This window comes from Leptospira bouyouniensis, assembly GCF_004769525.1.
GTDB classification, from domain to species: Bacteria; Spirochaetota; Leptospiria; order Leptospirales; family Leptospiraceae; genus Leptospira_A; species Leptospira_A bouyouniensis.
The window spans coordinates 370,639-389,345 of the sequence record NZ_RQFT01000007.1; the positions used below are offsets into that span (position 1 = coordinate 370,639).

Genomic DNA, 18,707 nt, shown 5'->3' on the forward strand with positions numbered 1-18,707 from the left:
TTTGCCCAACTACGCTCTGCTTGTCGAATATGATGGCACCCATTTTAATGGTTGGCAAAAACAAAAAAACCTACCGACAGTCCAATCTTCTATCGAATCGGCTCTAGCAATCATCCTCAGAAAAAACCCCGCCTCACGTTTGTCAGTTGCTGGGAGGACCGACACAGGTGTACATGCTCTGGGAATGGTCTGTAATTTTAAAACAGAAAATCCTATTCCCAATTTTCATAAACTTCTTGTTTCACTCAACGCACTCACTCCCAATGCTGTTTCTGTTAAAAATGTAGTCGAAGTTCCTGCTGAATTCCATGCCCGGTTTAGTTGTACTGGCAGAGAGTATATTTATAAATTATACTATAGCAAATACGAAAGTAGTTTTGTAGAGGGACGGGCATTTTGGGTCAAAAGCCATATCAACTGGGAAAAAGTGGAAAAACAACTTCAGGTGCTTGTTGGTGAAAAAGATTTCCGTTCTTTGACAAAAGCTAAGTCTATGGCTGGAAAACGAGCGATCCGAGAGATTTTGGCCATTCAATTAGAGAAACTAACCCCAGAATGGTACCAGATCCGGATCCGGGCAAACGGATTTATGCATAATATGGTACGGATTACAGTAGGAACTTTACTGGACATAGGGAAGGGACGTTGGGAATCTAGATCCATAGACTCCATTTTGGAAGAAAAGAACCGAACGCAGGCTGGTGTTACCCTACCGCCTGATGGGCTCTATTTTGTCCGCGCGTATTACGAAGATCATCCGGAAATTCATGAATTGTACAAAATCCCTCTTCCTTAGTATCCTTCTCATTTTCACTCTTTTCTCAGGTTCTCTTGCTTCTCAAACCCTTGAGGAGTATAACAAACGCCGCTATGAAATTGGAGGTTGGGTGGGAGCTGCCAATCCCATGCCTGGGACACCCACAGTGCGAGTCCTTGAAACCACTTTAGGTGGTGGTTTTTATGCAAGAATGCCTTGGCCATGGATTTTTTACACAGAAGTGGGTGGCTCCTATGCAGTGTTTTTGTCTAGATCCGAAAGGGCTTTAACGGCTATGCCTTTGTATGCCGCCCTCGCATATAAAATTCCAATCGAACTTCCGATTCAATTTTTCATCAAAGGTGGTGGTGGTTCATCTTATGTAGTGGCAAGACCTGCGGATACTGCTCGTTGGAATCCGACCGCCTTTGGTGGGTTAGAAGCTAGTTTTATTGCTGGTCGTAGAATTCGAATCGGTGTACGGTTGGATTATTATAAGATTTTTGAAACCCAAATGGATGTTCCCAATCAATACCGTTTTCCTTTAGCAAGTCCTTATGATGACCCACGTTTGCAAAACCCTGCTAATTATACCTTACAAAACGTGGATTTTTTCTATTTTGGTCTAACAGTAGGAGTTTTGTTCTGATGAAATCTTTGCGCCTACATTTTAGTTTTCTAATCCTTAGTGTGATTTTGTTTGGAAACTGCAAAACCAAATTAGACTTAGGTGAAGAATCGACTCTCCCAGTCATCTCTACACTTTTTAATAACCGAATGTTGCTTCTGCTTAAAGGAACCTATGCAACAGACAATCCACTAGATTGGAGTGAATTAAATAACGGAACGGGTGACTTATACATTGATACACAAGGGGAAGGATTAGATCCAACCATGACCTTAACAGATGTACCAAAAGCCGGCAATCTACCTATCTTTTTGGACATCGGAGAAGTTAGAATTTCTAGTAAGTATCTCAAAGGTTTGAATGAACTAACACAAATTAGAGATACAGTTGACTCCAACAAATTCTGGGATTACATTGCACCAAACCGACAAGTATTTTGTACTGTTACCTATTCTTTTGACAATAACACCTGTACGGAAAGTAATGGTGTCCTCAAAGCTTATGATTTTTTTAACGGTATCGGTGCGCAGTTTCCATCAAATGACCCTTCATCAGAAACCAATAGTTGGGAAGAGGCATTGACAGCTGGCCAACCATGGTTAGGCAGAGAATATTATTATGCCGCTATTTATTTTAGATCTCTTGTCACTGGTTTTGCACTAGACGCTGGTTTACCTGTCAGAGGTCGATTTGACAATAGACCTATTGTCAATGGTTTAAACATTGTTCCACGTAACAATTATGTGGCGGGAACGTCTACTTCTGAAAAAAGTAGCATTGTGCCAAAACTTTTCCCTGCTCTTTTCACACAATTGCCAACTCAATCAGTGCAATCCGATATGAAGATTCGTGATGGTTTTGACCCATACATTTTAGAAGTACGAGTCAATTTAAAAGAAAACTTGATGTTACATTCTTATACATCAAGCCGCTCAACGACAGTTACATATGTTGGTGTGAGTGACATCTTTTTTGACCACAAAGGGGAAGGAGATGCTGGTGGGAATTTGCTCACCCGCGCTCGGGTGATTTACCCAGAAGTGGCATCTAGTTTGACAATTTCCGGCGGTGGGAATTCACTCCTTCACTACTATGGAATTTTCCGGTTCCAAGAAACCGAATTTATCAATGTTTTGCCTTTGGCGGCGACACCTGCAAAACAGAATGCAAAAATCAAATACCTAAACCCAGGAACATATAAAGTTGTTTGTTTGGGTGACTTGTCAAAAAGAGACGGATATCCTGATACAGTTGTAAGAGAAACCGCTTTTACAATTCCCGATTATCCATTTCGACAGACATATAACGTTGATTTGGCATGCCCGTAGGAAAAAAATAGTTTCTAGTTTCATTTTTACTTTTTTTCGGTGGAGTTTTGATTTGTATTGGTAAAAGTACCAATCATATGAAAACGATTTTGTTCAAACTAAGAAACTTTCTCAGCAGAAACTCCGAAGTTACTGGCGATTTCCAATTTCCAATCAGATACAAACTGCTGTTAATTACATCAATCGTTTTACTATTCTCTATGTCTGGGGTGATTTTTCTTGCATCCTATTTTTTCAGAAAAGACAGTGAGATTCGAGTAAAAGAGAATAACATCAAAATCAATGAAATCCTTTCTTTAAAAGTTAAATCCGACTTACATTCAATTAGACAAGATGTTCACATCACTGCCTCTGCCATTTTTAGAAATAACCAATCAGCAAACAGCATTGCAAAAGAGTTATTTGAAGAGGATCAAAACTTCGTATTTATTGGAGCATATGATTCTAGTTTTAATCCAAAATTTGAATCTGTAAATGAAAACTTTTTACAAAAATACGATTATCAAAAATCGGAAGTCCAAGGTATTCTAAAAAAAATTCAACCTAAACTCAAAAAATCTTTTAGCGGAACAACCGTTATATGGAATATTAGTCCACATTTCCGAAATCCAATCCTATGTATTAGTTTTCCTTTATCGGAGACAAAAGACACACATACCATTTTGGTGACACTAGTAAAACTTGATACCTTATTAGATGCATTCCAAACATCAGGACCTGTAGAAACTTTTTTGGTAAGTGAAGACGGGAGTGTACTTGCGCACCCAGACGCAAAAGTAGTACTATCAGGAATAAATCTAAATGATTTAGCGATAGTTGACCGTATGAAAAAATCGACAGTCGACAATGGTCAATTTCGCTATGAAAACAAGGATGGAGAATTTTACCTTGCTGCCTTTAAAAAATTAGGTTTTGGAGGTGTTGGTGTTATCTCACAAGTTAGAGAAGCCAAAATATTTGAGGAAGTAAACAATATTCAAAAAAGAAATGTATACTTACTTATCATTTCATTATCACTTTCATTTATTGTTGTTTATATTTTTGCAAAATCACTTTCGACACCAATTCTAAAATTAGTTGATGCATCCGAAGAAATCCGAAGAGGAAACTATCACATCAGTTTACACGCCACTACACATGATGAAATTGGAACACTCACCAAATCATTTGTGAGTATGGGACGTGGTCTTGAAGAACGTGAAAAATTAAAGGATTCCTTTGGCCGCTTTGTAAACCAAGATATCGCTGAACTTGCAGCAAAAGGAAAGTTATCGATTGGTGGAAAACGAAAGTATTGTACTATCTTTTTTTCAGACATTCGAAGTTTTACTGCCATATCGGAAAAACTACAACCAGAAGAAGTGGTTGAGTTCCTTAACTTATACATGACCGAAATGGTAAAATGTGTCCAAGAAACAGGTGGAACTGTGGATAAATTTATTGGTGATGCTATTATGGCAACTTGGGGAGCTTTACGTGATCACAAAGAACATGCAAAGGCATCTGTTGAAGCTGCTCTAATGATGAGAGAAAAACTAATCGAATTTAATAAAAATAGAGGCACTGTTAAAAAACCAATCATTAAAATAGGATGTGGCATTAATACTGGTTATGTGATTGCAGGTCAAATTGGAAGTTCTGACAAAATGGAATACACCGTTATCGGAGATTCAGTAAACCTTGCCTCAAGAGTTGAATCATTTAATAAAGAAACGCATACGGATATTCTTATCACTGAAGCAACCTACCAAGAAGTGAAATCAGACTTTCATGTTGTGAGTATGGGAGAAATTGAATTTAAGGGTAAATCTAAAGCTCAAAAAGTTTATGCAGTACTAGGGAAAAAAACCGACCATACTGCACCAAAGAATCTGTCCGAATTACAAAAATTAGTTGGGATTGAAGCTGTCACCAAAAAGGTCAAAAAATGAATTTAGATAAACGAGATCGCTATGTTCTGATTGGCCTCACAAGCATTGCTATTTTTTTTAGTATCCTTTTTTATCTAGATCTAAATCGCAAAATTGATATCGGCGACCGAGAAGTAGTCGGAACAATCTTTTTTAAAAACAATATCGTACAAAGAAAATTTGAAGATGAAGTGATTTGGGAAAAACTGGAAAACAATAGTCCGCTCATCAATAAAGATACAATTCGATCTGAAGCGTATTCAGATGCAATCATACGTTTAAAAGACGGTACTGAGATCAATATTGATGAGAATTCAATGTTTAACTTAGATCTAACGGGCGAGGAACCTAATTTAGAATTTTCAGAAGGTTCACTAGAAGTTAAAAAGAACGATTCCAAAACAAATCAGATCAAAATCACTAGTTCCGGAAGTGAGATCAATGTAAATTCAGGGAATGTCAAAATCGAAAGAGTTAAGGACCAAGAACTTAGCCTCTTTGTTGAAAAAGGAAAAACAACTGTCAAACAAAATGGCAAATCCGTAGATGTAGAACAAGGTAAAAAAGCGGAATTCAAAAAGACTGGAATCGAAATCAAAAAAATACCGATTATTCTAACTTCACCATCTTCTCAAAAATTATTTTATGCTGAACCAAATGAAGCGAATGTGTCATTCCAATGGAAAATAGAACAAGGATTTGAATCACCGGTTTTAGAAATTTCACGTTCCCCCAACTTTCAACTCATCTATTTTTCAGAAACGATTACAGGTAACCAAACTTCAGTTAGTTTAAAAGAAGGAACTTTTTACTGGAGAGTAAAAGTAAAGAATCAAAATACCCAAGTTGTTGAAACCAGTGAGACCAATAAATTTTTTGTTTCAAAGATGGAATCATTTGTTGGTGAATCACCAAACAACGGTACAGTGATTTCATATGTTCAAATCTACCCTTTGGTGACAATTTCTTGGAGTAAACTAAGTACAGCTAACTTATACCAATTTTATTTGTCCGATACAAACCAATTTCAAAAGCCACTCAAACGTATTGAAACTGTGGCCAATCAAATTTCTTTCGATGACTTAAATGAGGGAACATATTATTGGAAAGTTATCGCAAAATCATCATTTGCTGAGACAAAGGATCGGGAAACGAAAGTATATTCATTTTCTATCAAAAAACAAAATTCAATCCCTTCTCCAAAATGGCAAAGACCAAATCCAGGAACAGAAATCAGCGGGGAAGAAATCAAATTAAATCAAGCAATTCTCATTTGGGAAGGAAATGCGGAAATTCAATCCTATAACGTCAAAATAGCAAAAGATTCAAAACTTTCCAATCCTATCGCAAGTATTGAAACCACATCTAATTTTTTGGTACCAAATTGGAAACAAATAGGTCACGGTCATTTTTTTGCTTCTATCACAGGGAAGACAAAAGATGGCAAAGAAACGGAACCTTCAAGTATTTTAAGTTTTAGCATTGTTGATCAAAAGAAAAAAACGGAAGTAACCTCACCTACTGAAGAAAACAAAACGATACCACCATCGGAACCAAAACTAGAAATTCTATCACCTAACGGAACTGTGGTCCAGATGAAAGGAAAATCAAGCTTGGATTTTCATTGGAAACTGAGTGGAATTGTTGCTGATAGATTTGATTTGGTTTTATACCAACATTTCCCTGATAAAAAAATTGCAATTTATAAAGTGAGCACAAAAGACTCATTGTATCTTTTGAAAGATTTAAGTCTTCTAGATGAAGGAAGTTTTTCTTGGGATTTGAGTGTGTATAAAAACTCAAATTTTGTAATATCAAGAAAAGGAAATTTTATTTTGGCATTAGACCAATTGAAATCTTTAAAACCTACAGATATCGAATTTATCTCACCAAAACGATTGTATAAAGAAAAAAGATGAATCGACTTATAAATAAAATTTCAATTCTAATGATTGCGATTGTAACTTCTTTGTATGCGCAGGAAGGAACAAAACTGATCGCATGGAAACCAATCCCGGAAGCCAATGGGTATCAAATCCAAATCAAAGATAAATCTGGAAAATTGATTTTAGATAAAAAAATTGAGACAGCTTATCATTCTATCGAAGAATTACCATCTGGAACTTATATGGTTCGTACTGCGCCTCTAAACTTATTTAAAAAACCAGCTGTTTGGTCAAATTGGAAAGATTTGGAAATCATCATTTCTGAGCCTCCACAAATTGTAAAAGAAATAGAGAAACCTATCATTCTTCCAAAAGCAGATTCAAATAAAGAAAAAATAATTTCACCAGTCACAATCCAAGGAGAGCATTTTTTAGAAGCTACGAAAGTTGATCTCAGTATAAGAGATGAACAACTACCAATTGTTAGCAAAGAAGTGAAATCTTCTGAGCGTATTGAGCTAAAAGTGGATACTACAGAAGCAAAATCAGGTCCATATGACTTGACCGTAACCAATCCATATCAAAAACCAAAGGTTGTGAAAAATTTTGTACAAGTAGAAGAACAAAAGTCAGATACAAACACAGATTCTAATAATAATATAAAAGAAAACTTGGAAGAGATCAAAAAGAATGAACGAGTAAAAACAAATTTAGATACTTCTAATCCAATTTTCATTACTAAATCGAATGATTCTAACAAACAAACTAATAGTACATCAACTTCTAAACAGAAAGTCTCATTACCGAAAGGTAAACCATTCCGAGATTATTCTTATGATGAGATGTTGGTATTCTTAGAAACAGATGTCGCAGTCAACTGTAAGAATACTAAAATACCAGCATTAACTCTAAGTGAATGCCACAAAACATACGTTATATTAAATTTCTCAAGCGAAGATAACCAATCCGTTTTTGAATTTTACAAATTGGTCAGTGAAAACGAATCCAATCGAATCAGTGCCTATCGCTATTTTTCCAAACATTGTAATCCAAAATTTAGACCAGCAATGGAAAGAATGGAACTCCAATGGAAAAATCGATCCAATTTAGATCCGGAAGAACGTCAGTCCTTGGCAGAAGAATTATCAAAATTTCGCACTTGTACTAGATAAAATTGATATCTTTTGCTTGTAAGGAATTCATTTTTTAGTCCAATAAAGAGAATGAGACATCCGTTCTACCTACTTCTCGGAATCACTTTTTTAAGTGTACAGGTACTTCATTCCGAACCATCTGTCCTAAGCCAAAACGTGAAGGAAGTGACCACACGTATCCAAGATTTAGCCCTTTACCCAAGCCTTTCAAAAAAAAGACTCTATGGTGCTGTGGCAAAAGGTGGTGCCATACGATTTGATTTAAAAGCAAGTGAAGCATCGCCGCAATCCATTGGAATTGGTGTCGCAACAGATGGGAAATTAAAAGAATGGGTTTTAACCGTGTATGCTGGTAACGGTCAGAATGAAAATCCTACCATCCTACGCAAAGAAAAGATAGAAGGTGAAACTCAATGGGTATTTGAACTCCTTGCCCCTCCTGATGAAATTACCATAGAAATTCAAAATACAAATTCGGATGCACCATTGTCAGTGGTAGAAATTGTTCATGGTTATTATTATGGATATTCTGTAGATAAAGAAAATCAGACAAAACCACAACAACAGAATCCAACAAAACCAAACCCAACAGATCCTGAAAAACTTTCACCGAATGATATTCAGAATCGAACTGAGTTTTATCGAGCACCCATCACTAAAGATTGATTTAAGTTTTTGAATATATAATCAGTATATTCATCATAACAAGACGGAGACATATGACCTGCATCACTAAACTCGTTACAAGTGTATGTAGGGTCATCATTCATATTCCAGAATGGAATTCCTTTTTGTTTATGATATTCAACGATACGCGGATACCAGTCTTCATAAACAGTACCTTCTTTATTTTCACCTACAGATACCTTTAAGTGACGAATGTGATCCATATAGGGTAATGAGAGTCTTACCCAGATGACAGCCGAAGGCACATTTAAATTTTTGGCAAGTTGTAAGGATTGATCTGTAAAACTTAGAATATTTTCAGAAAATCGAAAAGGCACTAGATACGAATGAAAATCGCCATAGGCAGACTTTTTTAATAACTCTGGAGGGAGCACTGCCTGGTGTGTCCCAGGTGTCATGGCAGATCCCTTACCTGTTTTTAAGTTTGCCATTAAATTATTACGCAAACTTCTATAAGGATATAAGAAAGTATCTTTATTTTTTGCCCGAGCAATGATCACTTCCAGTTTTGGTCTATATTGATATGCACGAAACATTCGTTTGGCGATAAGTGTAGAAATATCATCTGTCGAAAATAAAGAAAAATGTTTTAAAACAAAGGATACATTAAGTCCATTGGTGAGTGTTTCATCTACTTTTAGTGTGGCTGCAGAGTTAAACATCTCCACGGAATGATCAAACAAAAAGAAATCGGGTTTTACCTCATCCTTTTCAAATTGTTCCATCCACTGTAAAACATAATCAGGTTTTCCGCCAGGGACAGAAAAATTAAACATCACCCAACCAGGATACTTTTTATGAATGTATTCATTATCAAACAAAAGACCTCTCGAATTACCAAAATATACGAGAACTTTATCTCGGTCTTTTAAACTCAGGTATTCTTTTAAATCTTCATACAATTCATTCTTTTGGATGTAATTGATATCAGATAATGATTTTGAGAAATAAGTGTGAACATTTTCCAAGATAAGTAATTTATCCACACAAAATGTTAAAAAGACGACTAGGAATGGGACGAACAAAAAACGATTTCTGATTAAATCCACAAATTCCTCCTAAAATCGGTAATAAATAAACTCACCACCATCTTGTGAAAGAGTCGCGAGTAAAAAGATCGTAATAATTCCAAGGACTGGGACCAACCAAACATCATGTTTGCGAACCCTTTCCCAAAATTCTGGAACATATTGGATATGATGAAAAAACAATACAGCAAACGAAGTGTAAAAAATTCGTTCTAAATTTTCAATGTGTAAATAGCGGAAAGAGGAACCCTCTCCCAAAAGGGAAGTTGCAGGTATCAACCATTCATTCGATCCACCAACTAACATTCGCTCTAGACTATGTGAAAAATGAGTGAAAATTCCTTGAAAATGATCCAACATATTTGTGGCATTGTTGGAGCGAAACATTAGGCCAGAAATCGAAAATAAAACGAACACTATCAATGCTTTCAAAACAATGAGGAATTTGTTTTTTTGTGGGGTTAGATTGAATCCCATTTTACCTTCCAAAAACCTCTCAGAAGCAAGGATGACTCCCCAATAAAATCCCCAACAGATAAAAGTGTAATCCGCCCCATGCCAAAACCCACCAAGCGTCATAATAATGATCAAATTTAAATATGTTCGAATTTCTCCTTTTTTCGAACCACCTAACGGAAAATATATATAATCACGTAACCAAAAGGAAAGTGTGATATGCCATCTTTTCCATAATTCTCTACCCGATGTTGAAAAGAAAGGTGCCTTAAAGTTTTCTGGAGTTTCAAAACCTAAATACAAAGCAACTGACCTTGCCATATCAGTGAGTCCAGAAAAATCACTAAAAACTTGAATGGAATAACAAATTCCTGCGATAAACAATGAAAAGGAATCGTAATCTGACGGTGAATTAAATACAGGTGAAATTGTAAGTGACATTGGATCTGCAACTAACACTTTCTTGACGAGTCCAGACATCATCAAATAAGATGCTCGATACATTTTTTCTTTATCTGGTGTTAGTTTGTCCAAATTTGGGAAAAAATCCGACATACGCATAATTGGTCCAGCAATTAGAACTGGAAAAAATGCTACGAAAAGGAAGTAATCCTCTACCTTTACAGTTGGTAACTTTGGATTCCGATATGTGTCCACAGCCGCAGCTATGACTTGAAATGTATAAAAGCTTATGGCAAGTGGAAGTGCAATGTGGATAAGATTTGGAACTTGTGCAAAAAAAGGATAACCAGTTAGGTCAGCGAGGACCTTACTAAAAAAATAGACATACTTAAAGAAACCGAGATTGATTAAGTTGAGGCTGACTGTGAGACCTATCCAAAACTTGGTTAGATTCGATTGGATTTTTCGATACAAAAGGTAATTGATTGTTATAACAATTAGAAAATGTAAAGTAAGTGCCAAAGAGAAATAAGCATAAAAACTGATTCCTGCAATTAAAAGAAAAACCTTACGAAATTCTTTGGGAATGGCCCAATAAAAAAGGTAAACAACCGAAAAGAAAATTAAAAAGGGTATTGAATTGAACAACATATCAAGGAAGGAATTGTCTCTCCCAGTAATCGCTTTCCGAACTAGGTGTCAATCCTTCTTTCAGGTGATTAAATTCTGTTTCGTCCACTTCAGTTTCCCTTTTTACCCAGTCCGAATAAAATTCTTCCGAAGATTTTCGTTTTGCCCTAAGCCTTCTTGCAAAACTTAAAATCTCTTTATCTGATGTTACCACCAAACATTGCGAAGGTACTTCGCAGTAATTTAAATAACCAATGATGAGTTCATCTGCTTTTTTTTCATGGCTATAATGAATGGAAAATCCTTCCCATTCTTCCGAATAACAATCTGAAAGTAGATCTTTCTTTCCATCGAAAAAGACTAGTATTTTCCTCTGTTTGAGATCAGGGAAATGGCGTTTCAAATGAACAAGTAAACCCGTCCTGGCATCTTGGAGACGATACTCTCCCAAACAAAATGCCAGATCTGGAAATTTATACATTAAATTCATCCCGTCGATCAGGATTCTCTCATTTACGGGCACAACCCTATTGAAACCACTTGCCAGATTCGATTAAACCAAAAAAACGTAAACATGGGGAAAAAAATAATCGTCGTCGGTGCCTCGAGCGGGATCGGAAAAGCCATTGCTGAACAAGAATTGAACGCTGGGTCCTCCGTGGTCCTTTTAGCAAGAAGGGAAAAGTCCCTCGAATCCATCGCCAAAAAAGGCAACGGATCCAAAGAGAAACGAGCCTTCCCGCTTGTTTTTGATGTCACCAAATATGCTACTGCAGAAAAAACCTTTCAAAAAGCCGTCTCACTCCTTGGTGGTCTGGACGAAGTGTATTTTGCGTCCGGTGTCATGCCAGAGATAGGCAAAGAGGAATACAACACAACGAAAGATTTAGAGATGTTAAACGTAAACCTTTTAGGTGCTGTCGCATTCCTTAACCCAGTCGCTAGTTATTTCACAAAACAAAAATCTGGAAAGATCGTCGGTATTTCTTCCATTGCAGGGGAAAGGGGACGAAAGGGAAATCCAGTTTATAATACATCAAAAGCAGGGCTCAATACGTATTTGGAAGCTCTTCGCAATCGTCTATCTGAATCAAATGTTCAAGTAACAACGATTAAACCTGGTTTTGTCAAAACAGAAATGACTAAAGGTTTAGCTTTACCAGAAAAAGGATTACTAAAAGTTATCACTGCAGATGAAGCGGCAGAAAAAATTCGATCCATTGTTGCGAAGGGAAAAGATGAAGCATTTGTTCCAGGTATTTGGGCACTCGTTGCACTCATCATACGAAACATTCCTAATTTTATCTTCAAAAAATTGAGTATATAACATGGTAACAAAAAAATCAAAATCCATTCCAAATATCAAAGTCCCTCATAAAGAGAAGGTTGAAGCATGGGGAATGAGTTCTTTCTCGATGTCACCAGTGTTTCGTCCAGAATCAGAAGAAGAAATCAAAGAACTTTTTGTATGGGCAAACCAAACAGGCACCAAAGTTGCGTTACGTGGTGGTGGATGTAGCTATGGAGATGCTTCCACAAATAACGACGGTATTGTATTAGATTTAACTCGTTTCAACAAAGTGTTGGATTTTAATCTAAAAACAGGTGTGATGACAGTACAATCAGGTGCACGTATCAAAGACCTTTGGGAAACAGGAATCGAAAATGGTTTTTGGCCACCTGTTGTTTCTGGAACGATGATGCCAACACTTGGTGGTGCACTTTCCATGAACATTCATGGAAAAAATAACTTCAAAGTAGGAACTATTGGAGAACACATTAAAGAGTTTACTTTTTTAACTGCAAAAGGTGATATCCTACTTTGTTCACCTAAAAAAAATTCGGATCTATTTTATTCAGCGATATCCGGCTTTGGAATGTTAGGTTGTTTCTTAACGATTCAGATCAAGATGAAACCCATTTATGCTGGAAAGATGAAAATTGACCCAGTTTATGTTCGAAACTTTGATGAGTTATTCGACTATTTTGAAGAACACTACAAATCGGCTGATTATTTGGTGGGTTGGATTGATGCATTTGCATCTGGAAAATCATTGGGTCGTGGTCAAATTCACAAAGCCACCAATTTAAAAGAAGGGGAAGATCCTGACTTTCCTGGGAATTGTTTATTAGAAAGACAACACTTACCATCTAGATTATTTTATTTAATTCCTAAAAAGTGGATGTGGATCCTTATGCGACCATTCAGTTTCAATTTTGGAATGCGAATGATTAATTTGGCAAAATGTATCGCGAGTATTTTGGTAAACAATAAAGCTTATTACCAAGGCCATGCTGAATATGCATTTTTACTGGATTATGTGCCAAACTGGAAATTTGTTTATAAACCTGGAGCAATGATCCAATACCAAGTATTTATTCCCAAAGAGAACGCAAAACAAGCGTTTAAAGAAATATTCACAATATGCCAAAAACGTGGAATTGTGAATTATTTATCTGTATTTAAAAAACACAAACCAGATCCTTTCCTACTCACACATGCTGTAGATGGATTTTCTATGGCTATGGACTTTCCCGTGACCAAAGGTAATCGCGAAAAACTTTGGGCGCTTTGCCATGAAATGGATGAAATTGTTTTAAAACACAAGGGAAGATTTTATTTTGCGAAAGACTCAACTCTCCGTAAACGAGTAATGGAATCTTATTTTCCAAAAGAAAATTTGAAGAAGTTTTACAGTTTGAAGAAAAAATACGATCCGAATTCAATCTTACAAACTGATTTGTACAAACGAGTGTTCTTACAGTAATTACGATCTAAGCTTCTATTTTTTTCATTTAGAAAAACCAAGGTGAGTATCTTCCTTTCATTCGATTGGGTGGAAGATACTTATATCGGAACAAAATTTTTTATACTAGAATTCTAATATCTAGAAAGATCAGATATTCATCCTACGATATAGAAAGTATGCAGCTGATGTGAAAATCACTGGTGTCATCCACATTCCAATCCAAATCGGCAAAGCACCATTTTCAGCTAATGTTTTAGCTGTAGAATTTAAAATGTAATACAATAATACTACGGCAATAGTCAAACCTAAACTAGCCACACCTGCAGAACGTTTGGTGATCGCTCCCGCCAATGCGCCTAATGTGACCACAACAAATGACATGAATGGCATTGCAAACGCCATATGTTGTTGTACGATAACGTTACGAAATGGAATCCCTTTTATGATTCGAGATTCAATTTCATCCGCAAGTTCAAAAAAATTCATTTCTTCTGGATTTCGAACAGGTTTTGAAAAGTATGCTAAATCTTCAGGAAAATCATATGTTTTCTCTGCATATTTTGTTCTTGAAACTAGTTCTAAATTTTGATTGAATCTAACTTCTTCAGCGTCATATAACACCCAACTATGTGGGTTTGGAATGAACTTTGCTTTTTGAGAGGATACAGTATATGTAGGATAACCATCAGGAGTGATTTCAATATAGTTAAATCCTCCCTTGACGGTATTTTCTTTTTCATCGATCCAATAAACGTAGTAAAAACCTTTTTTACCTTTGATATGCAATTGGTAAACAAAATCGATCAACCGATTGGATCCCTTTGCCATTATACTAAATTCTATTTGTGCATTTTTATTGGCGGGTATCACAACGAGTTGTCCAAACAGAGTCATGACGAGCCATATCACGATTCCAAAAAATAAAATAGGAGTGATGATTCGCATAAAGGAAACACCGGCGACCATCATCGCAACAAGTTCCTTGTTAACACTAAACTGACCAATCACAAAACATACAGAAAACATCAAAGCTGGTGCTACAACTTGGTCAACCATAGATGGTAACGAATATAAAACATGTAAATATACATGTGACTGATTGACCTTTGATGAAACTAAATATTTCATTACATCTGTAAATTTATAAATCACAATCATCGAAGTTAACATGATGAGTGTGCCTAAGAAGGTTTTAAAAAAATCAAAAAATAAATATCGGTCGAGAGTTCTAAAAGGAATAAACTCTTTTTTGAACCAGAGAAATGGAGTTAGAATAAGGTTCATTGAATTTCCAATAACAACATACTCATATCATCCGAAATCCGCTTAGCAGAAAAGGACATTGAGTCTTCATATATTACATTTAAAAATTCATCACCTTTTTTGTCAGAATGATTTTTGATGGAAGAAAACAAATGTTCTTCTCCATAAATTTCGCCAGATTCATCAAATACCTCTAAAATCCCATCCGAATACAACAAAATGCGATCTCCAGGTTCAGGGGTGATTTGATAGTTTTTTAAGTTAGGTTTTAAGAATGAAACGATGAGTGTCCCGATTCCCTCTAACAATTTGGGTCCATTGTCTTTCTGAATGAGAATGATTGGAGGGTGTCCAGCTATAGAATATTTGATCTCTTTCGTTTCAGTATCCACAAATAATACGCAAGCACTGATATGATTATTAGGAACAAGAGATTGTAATTCATCATGAATTGCCTTCAAACAATCAGAAGGTTGGTTTGTATTCCCATGAATCTTAAAAGCAAGCACTGCCATTGCAGATACCATGGCAGAAGCAATTCCATGACCAGACACATCGGCAAAAAATAATGCCATTTTACCATCTTCTCTTTCCAAGTAACTGATGGCATCTCCGCCAACTTGGTCAAAAGAGCGAAAAAAAGAATAAAACTTAATTCCTTTTGTTTTTGGCCAATCCGTTGTCACTAAATTTGATTGAGTTTCATTTGCTAATTCCAACTCACTTAACATACGATCTTGGAATTTTTTCAACTGTGATTCCGAAACTCGCAATTTTTCTACAGAACTGAGTCGTATATTGAGAGTTAGATAAGAGACCAAGGCTGGTGTGATGATTGCAGAAAGATAAAGTGATAAATCTACTTGTTGTTCTTTTGAATAAATTCCTACTAAAATTCCTGCAGATGTAACAGTCGCCAAATATGAAACCATCGAACGTCTATCAACAAAGCTTACACCAATACAAGAAAGCACTAATATCATACCCACCAAATAACCAATGTATAACGAATTCCAATACAAGAGTATCAACGAATGAGCACTCATTGTATAAAAAAATACCAACATAATGTATTGGATGTTTTTACGAACCCAATCTACAAAATAAGTGGAGATGAAAAATGATAGAGTAATAGAAGCATGAATGATTCGAATCCATTTTGGATCGTAAAGACCGAGTTCTTCTACAGGTGCAAAAATTCCAAATCCGATAAAACTAGAAAACACAACAAGACATATTCTTGAGATCTTCAGTACCTCATCATCAAGTTTGAATCGATCTTGTATGGATTGTAACATCATACCAAATTTGTGTTCCCAAATTTTATTTTAAAAAGTTCAGGTAAAGCAGACGGTTTTTGTAATTCAAAATCAAACCAAACAAAACTGGCATTTCCTGTTAGGACACATTCATTCTCCTCATTCCACATAGAACAAATGACAGAAAAAGCTCTGGAAGAGATTGTATTGACCTCGAGTGTAATTTCCAAGGTGGCCGGAAAAACAACTTGTTTACGATAATCCATATCTAAATGAGTTAAAACAGGTCCTGCTTTGACGGGTTTTACTGGCGAGTCCCAAAGTCCCTCTTTCGTAAAATAATCAGCACGAGCCGATTCAAAATAACGAACATACGTTACATTGTTGACATGGCCAAAAGCATCCATCTCTCCCCAGACAACTTGTTGAATGAATTTATGTTTGTATTTCGTTGGTTTTGACATTTGTGTTACCGAACTTCGAAAAAAGACAACGAAACCACTTTGTTATTTTTGTCTTTGATTTCCAAACGATACTCTCCTTTTTTTGGTTCCCAGAGATAAGGTTCACCTGCTCTCGCAAGAAATAAATCGTTAAGATGATAAGAATACGAAACATCGTAGGAACTGATTGTAAAGAGGATTTTTTGTCGGCCGTTTGGAATATCAGGATCCAATGCAAAAATACTCCCACTAACCGGAGTCAAAATTCGAAACGATTTCGTTTTTTCAATCGTATTAGGATTTGGTACTTCATCGCTAATTTGTGAATCTACATCCAATGGTTTTAACTGGGAACCAAGTGACTCGTGTAACAAATCCATAGTTTCTCGCCAAACAGGTGCTGCACCTGTAATCCCTGATACATCTAACATAGGGCTTCCCGTAGGATTGCCAACCCATACACCAACTGTATAATGTTCTGAATAACCAATGCACCAATTGTCTCTCATATCTTGGCTTGTCCCTGTTTTGACTGCTGTAAAATAAGAAGTGGATAAAAAATTATCCCAACCAAAACCATAAGACCTTGCTTCACGATCTGATAAAATATCCGAAATCATATAACTGACCTGTGGTGAAAAAATGACAGTTTGCAAAGGTTTTCCTTCCGCTTGTTTCCATTGGACTTTTGAATACATTCCTCCATTGGCAAATACACGGTATGCATTGGTAAGTTCTAATAAATTAATGTCAGCTGCTCCAAGTGCTAAGGATGGACCATAATATTCTGGGTATTGTAATCCTTGGATCCCTAGGTCAGTTAAAATAGAAACAAACTCGTTCACATCTAAAAAAGATAAAGCTCGAATCGCAGGAATATTGAGTGATGATGCGAGACTTTCTCTTACCGTTACATTTCCCTTATACGATTTATCATAGTTTAAAGGACGATAGATGCCTTGGTAAACGGGTATGCCAATTGGTGAATCAGAAAGTATGGAGTTAGGCGTAAGTTTTTTCTGTTGGAAGTTCAATGCATACACAAATGGTTTGAGAGTGGAACCAACTTGTCGTTTGGTACGAATTAAATCTAACTGTGAAACTGAACTCTCTTTACCGATATTTGAAACATAAACGAGAACATTTCCCGTTTTGTTTTCCAATACAATGACAGCACCATCCTTTACATTCCGATTTTCTAATGTTTTGATATTTCTACTTAATATCTCCTCTACTTTTTTTTGGTAGGATAACGAAAGTGATGTATTAACCTTCATAGGTAAATTAGAATGATAATCACCCAAATCCAAAATCGATTTTGCAAATAATGGGACAAAGGATGGATGTTGTGAGTAATCTAAATTACGAAATAATGATTCTCTTACAAATTGCGAAATCACTTCGCAGTCGGATGATTCGCTATCTTTTTCTAATTTTAACAAACACACTCGTTTTGAAATTTTTTGAATGGAACTTTGGGGCGAACGAATCAGAGCAGCGAGTAAATATGATTCATTCGGTGTGAGAGAACTAACTGACTTTCGAAATAACCCTTTCGTAGCTGATGCAATTCCTCTAAGTTCCCCTCGGAAATAAATTAAGTTTAAATAGGCGGTAAAAATTTCTTCTTTTGTCCAAACGGACTCTAACTCCGTTGCACGATTGATTTGTTTAATCTTTTGAAAAAATGATTTTCGATATTTTGGTTTTGGTTGTAATTCAGGATCAAGGATTGCAACAAGTTGCATGGTGATAGTCGAACCACCTCGAAGTGAAAATCCTCTTAAACTCGACCACATGGATGCAACCATCGCATTCCCATCCACACCATTGTGTTCAAAGAATCGTTTATCTTCGGCATGTATGACAGAATCGATCAGAAACTTTGGAAACTCTTTATACTCGACCCATTCTTCGGAACGATATTCCTTTTTCATACGTAGTCTTTGGATGAGTTCCCCTTGCCGATCGTAAAAACTAATATCAGAAGGAGTGAAGTTAGATTTAACTTCTTGGTAAGTGGGAAAAGCCAATAGAATCGAAGGGATATATAGAATAGTAAAACAAACAATCAAAAATTTCCTTTCCAATTTAAATGGAAATAATGTTTTGAATCGAATCATAAG

At 36.1% G+C, this 18,707-nt stretch carries 16 protein-coding genes; 9 read left to right on the forward strand and 7 right to left on the reverse strand.

Features of this window, described 5'->3' with window-relative positions; translation table 11 throughout:
* The first annotated feature begins 1 nt into the window (after nt 1).
* The 7 genes from truA (at nt 2) to EHQ43_RS07845 (ending at nt 8,329) form a co-directional block, all read left to right on the forward strand.
* Nucleotides 2–796, forward strand: a complete 795-nt coding sequence (gene truA / locus EHQ43_RS07815; protein ID WP_135770636.1) for a tRNA pseudouridine(38-40) synthase TruA — start codon at nt 2–4, stop codon at nt 794–796.
* Nucleotides 768–1,406 (forward strand): hypothetical protein, encoded by a 639-nt coding sequence (locus EHQ43_RS07820; RefSeq protein ID WP_135740984.1) that lies wholly within the window; start codon nt 768–770, stop codon nt 1,404–1,406. The genes truA and EHQ43_RS07820 overlap by 29 nt, the downstream gene beginning before the upstream one ends.
* Nucleotides 1,406–2,713, forward strand: coding sequence for an LIC11270 family surface protein (locus EHQ43_RS07825; RefSeq protein ID WP_135770638.1), 1,308 nt, complete (start codon nt 1,406–1,408; stop codon nt 2,711–2,713). Before EHQ43_RS07820 ends, EHQ43_RS07825 begins: the two co-directional genes overlap by 1 nt.
* Before the next feature lie 77 nt (nt 2,714–2,790).
* Nucleotides 2,791–4,644 (forward strand): adenylate/guanylate cyclase domain-containing protein, encoded by a 1,854-nt coding sequence (locus EHQ43_RS07830; protein WP_135740982.1) that lies wholly within the window; start codon nt 2,791–2,793, stop codon nt 4,642–4,644.
* A complete protein-coding gene (locus EHQ43_RS07835) occupies nt 4,641–6,542 on the forward strand; it encodes a FecR domain-containing protein (RefSeq protein WP_135770640.1) in 1,902 nt (633 codons plus the stop codon). Before EHQ43_RS07830 ends, EHQ43_RS07835 begins: the two co-directional genes overlap by 4 nt.
* The gene (locus tag EHQ43_RS07840; RefSeq protein ID WP_135770642.1) at nt 6,539–7,681 is read left to right on the forward strand and encodes a hypothetical protein; all 1,143 of its coding nucleotides are present in this window, start codon (nt 6,539–6,541) and stop codon (nt 7,679–7,681) included. The genes EHQ43_RS07835 and EHQ43_RS07840 overlap by 4 nt, the downstream gene beginning before the upstream one ends.
* Nucleotides 7,682–7,732: 51 nt before the next feature.
* A complete protein-coding gene (locus EHQ43_RS07845) occupies nt 7,733–8,329 on the forward strand; it encodes a hypothetical protein (RefSeq protein WP_135740979.1) in 597 nt (198 codons plus the stop codon).
* Here EHQ43_RS07845 and EHQ43_RS07850 read toward each other — a convergent pair.
* The 3 genes from EHQ43_RS07850 to EHQ43_RS07860 are packed head-to-tail and all read right to left on the reverse strand — an operon-like array spanning nt 8,302 to nt 11,389.
* Nucleotides 8,302–9,399, reverse strand: a complete 1,098-nt coding sequence (locus tag EHQ43_RS07850) for a DUF1574 domain-containing protein (RefSeq protein ID WP_135740978.1) — start codon at nt 9,397–9,399, stop codon at nt 8,302–8,304. The genes EHQ43_RS07845 and EHQ43_RS07850 overlap by 28 nt on opposite strands.
* A gap of 9 nt (nt 9,400–9,408) precedes the next feature.
* Nucleotides 9,409–10,887, reverse strand: coding sequence for an MBOAT family O-acyltransferase (locus EHQ43_RS07855; RefSeq protein WP_135770644.1), 1,479 nt, complete (start codon nt 10,885–10,887; stop codon nt 9,409–9,411).
* 1 nt (nt 10,888) lies between these two features.
* Nucleotides 10,889–11,389 carry an NYN domain-containing protein gene (locus EHQ43_RS07860; RefSeq protein WP_279631078.1) on the reverse strand — a complete coding sequence of 167 codons (501 nt, stop codon included), beginning with the start codon at nt 11,387–11,389 and terminating at the stop codon, nt 10,889–10,891.
* 51 nt (nt 11,390–11,440) lie between these two features.
* Between EHQ43_RS07860 and EHQ43_RS07865 the strand changes: the two genes are divergently transcribed.
* Nucleotides 11,441–12,193, forward strand: a complete 753-nt coding sequence (locus EHQ43_RS07865; RefSeq protein ID WP_135770646.1) for an SDR family NAD(P)-dependent oxidoreductase — start codon at nt 11,441–11,443, stop codon at nt 12,191–12,193.
* Nucleotide 12,194: 1 nt separating this feature from the next.
* On the forward strand, nt 12,195–13,634 hold the full coding sequence (locus EHQ43_RS07870; protein WP_135754463.1) for an FAD-binding oxidoreductase: 1,440 nt from the start codon (nt 12,195–12,197) through the stop codon (nt 13,632–13,634).
* Between the two features lie 129 nt (nt 13,635–13,763).
* Here the strand turns inward: EHQ43_RS07870 and EHQ43_RS07875 are convergent, their stop codons facing one another.
* Genes EHQ43_RS07875 through pbpC form a run of 4 tightly spaced genes read right to left on the reverse strand, consistent with a single transcriptional unit; the run spans nt 13,764 to nt 18,704 of the window.
* Nucleotides 13,764–14,900, reverse strand: a complete 1,137-nt coding sequence (locus EHQ43_RS07875) for an LptF/LptG family permease (RefSeq protein ID WP_135740973.1) — start codon at nt 14,898–14,900, stop codon at nt 13,764–13,766.
* Nucleotides 14,897–16,180 (reverse strand): PP2C family protein-serine/threonine phosphatase, encoded by a 1,284-nt coding sequence (locus EHQ43_RS07880; RefSeq protein ID WP_135740972.1) that lies wholly within the window; start codon nt 16,178–16,180, stop codon nt 14,897–14,899. Before EHQ43_RS07880 ends, EHQ43_RS07875 begins: the two co-directional genes overlap by 4 nt.
* A complete protein-coding gene (locus EHQ43_RS07885; RefSeq protein WP_135740971.1) occupies nt 16,177–16,602 on the reverse strand; it encodes an acyl-CoA thioesterase in 426 nt (141 codons plus the stop codon). Before EHQ43_RS07885 ends, EHQ43_RS07880 begins: the two co-directional genes overlap by 4 nt.
* 5 nt (nt 16,603–16,607) lie before the next feature.
* On the reverse strand, nt 16,608–18,704 hold the full coding sequence (gene pbpC / locus EHQ43_RS07890) for a penicillin-binding protein 1C (protein ID WP_135770727.1): 2,097 nt from the start codon (nt 18,702–18,704) through the stop codon (nt 16,608–16,610).
* Nucleotides 18,705–18,707: the final 3 nt, after the last annotated feature.

Coding starts and splice junctions, on each gene's coding strand:
- EHQ43_RS07855 (WP_135770644.1), bottom strand. CDS start 10,887: ATGTTGTTCAATTCAATACCCTTTTTAATTTTCTTTTCGGTTGTTTAC.
- EHQ43_RS07865 (WP_135770646.1), top strand. CDS start 11,441: ATGGGGAAAAAAATAATCGTCGTCGGTGCCTCGAGCGGGATCGGAAAA.
- EHQ43_RS07845 (WP_135740979.1), top strand. CDS start 7,733: ATGAGACATCCGTTCTACCTACTTCTCGGAATCACTTTTTTAAGTGTA.
- pbpC (WP_135770727.1), bottom strand. CDS start 18,704: ATGATTCGATTCAAAACATTATTTCCATTTAAATTGGAAAGGAAATTT.
- EHQ43_RS07835 (WP_135770640.1), top strand. CDS start 4,641: ATGAATTTAGATAAACGAGATCGCTATGTTCTGATTGGCCTCACAAGC.
- EHQ43_RS07885 (WP_135740971.1), bottom strand. CDS start 16,602: ATGTCAAAACCAACGAAATACAAACATAAATTCATTCAACAAGTTGTC.
- EHQ43_RS07875 (WP_135740973.1), bottom strand. CDS start 14,900: ATGAACCTTATTCTAACTCCATTTCTCTGGTTCAAAAAAGAGTTTATT.
- EHQ43_RS07830 (WP_135740982.1), top strand. CDS start 2,791: ATGAAAACGATTTTGTTCAAACTAAGAAACTTTCTCAGCAGAAACTCC.
- EHQ43_RS07820 (WP_135740984.1), top strand. CDS start 768: ATGAATTGTACAAAATCCCTCTTCCTTAGTATCCTTCTCATTTTCACT.
- EHQ43_RS07880 (WP_135740972.1), bottom strand. CDS start 16,180: ATGATGTTACAATCCATACAAGATCGATTCAAACTTGATGATGAGGTA.
- EHQ43_RS07825 (WP_135770638.1), top strand. CDS start 1,406: ATGAAATCTTTGCGCCTACATTTTAGTTTTCTAATCCTTAGTGTGATT.
- EHQ43_RS07870 (WP_135754463.1), top strand. CDS start 12,195: ATGGTAACAAAAAAATCAAAATCCATTCCAAATATCAAAGTCCCTCAT.
- EHQ43_RS07840 (WP_135770642.1), top strand. CDS start 6,539: ATGAATCGACTTATAAATAAAATTTCAATTCTAATGATTGCGATTGTA.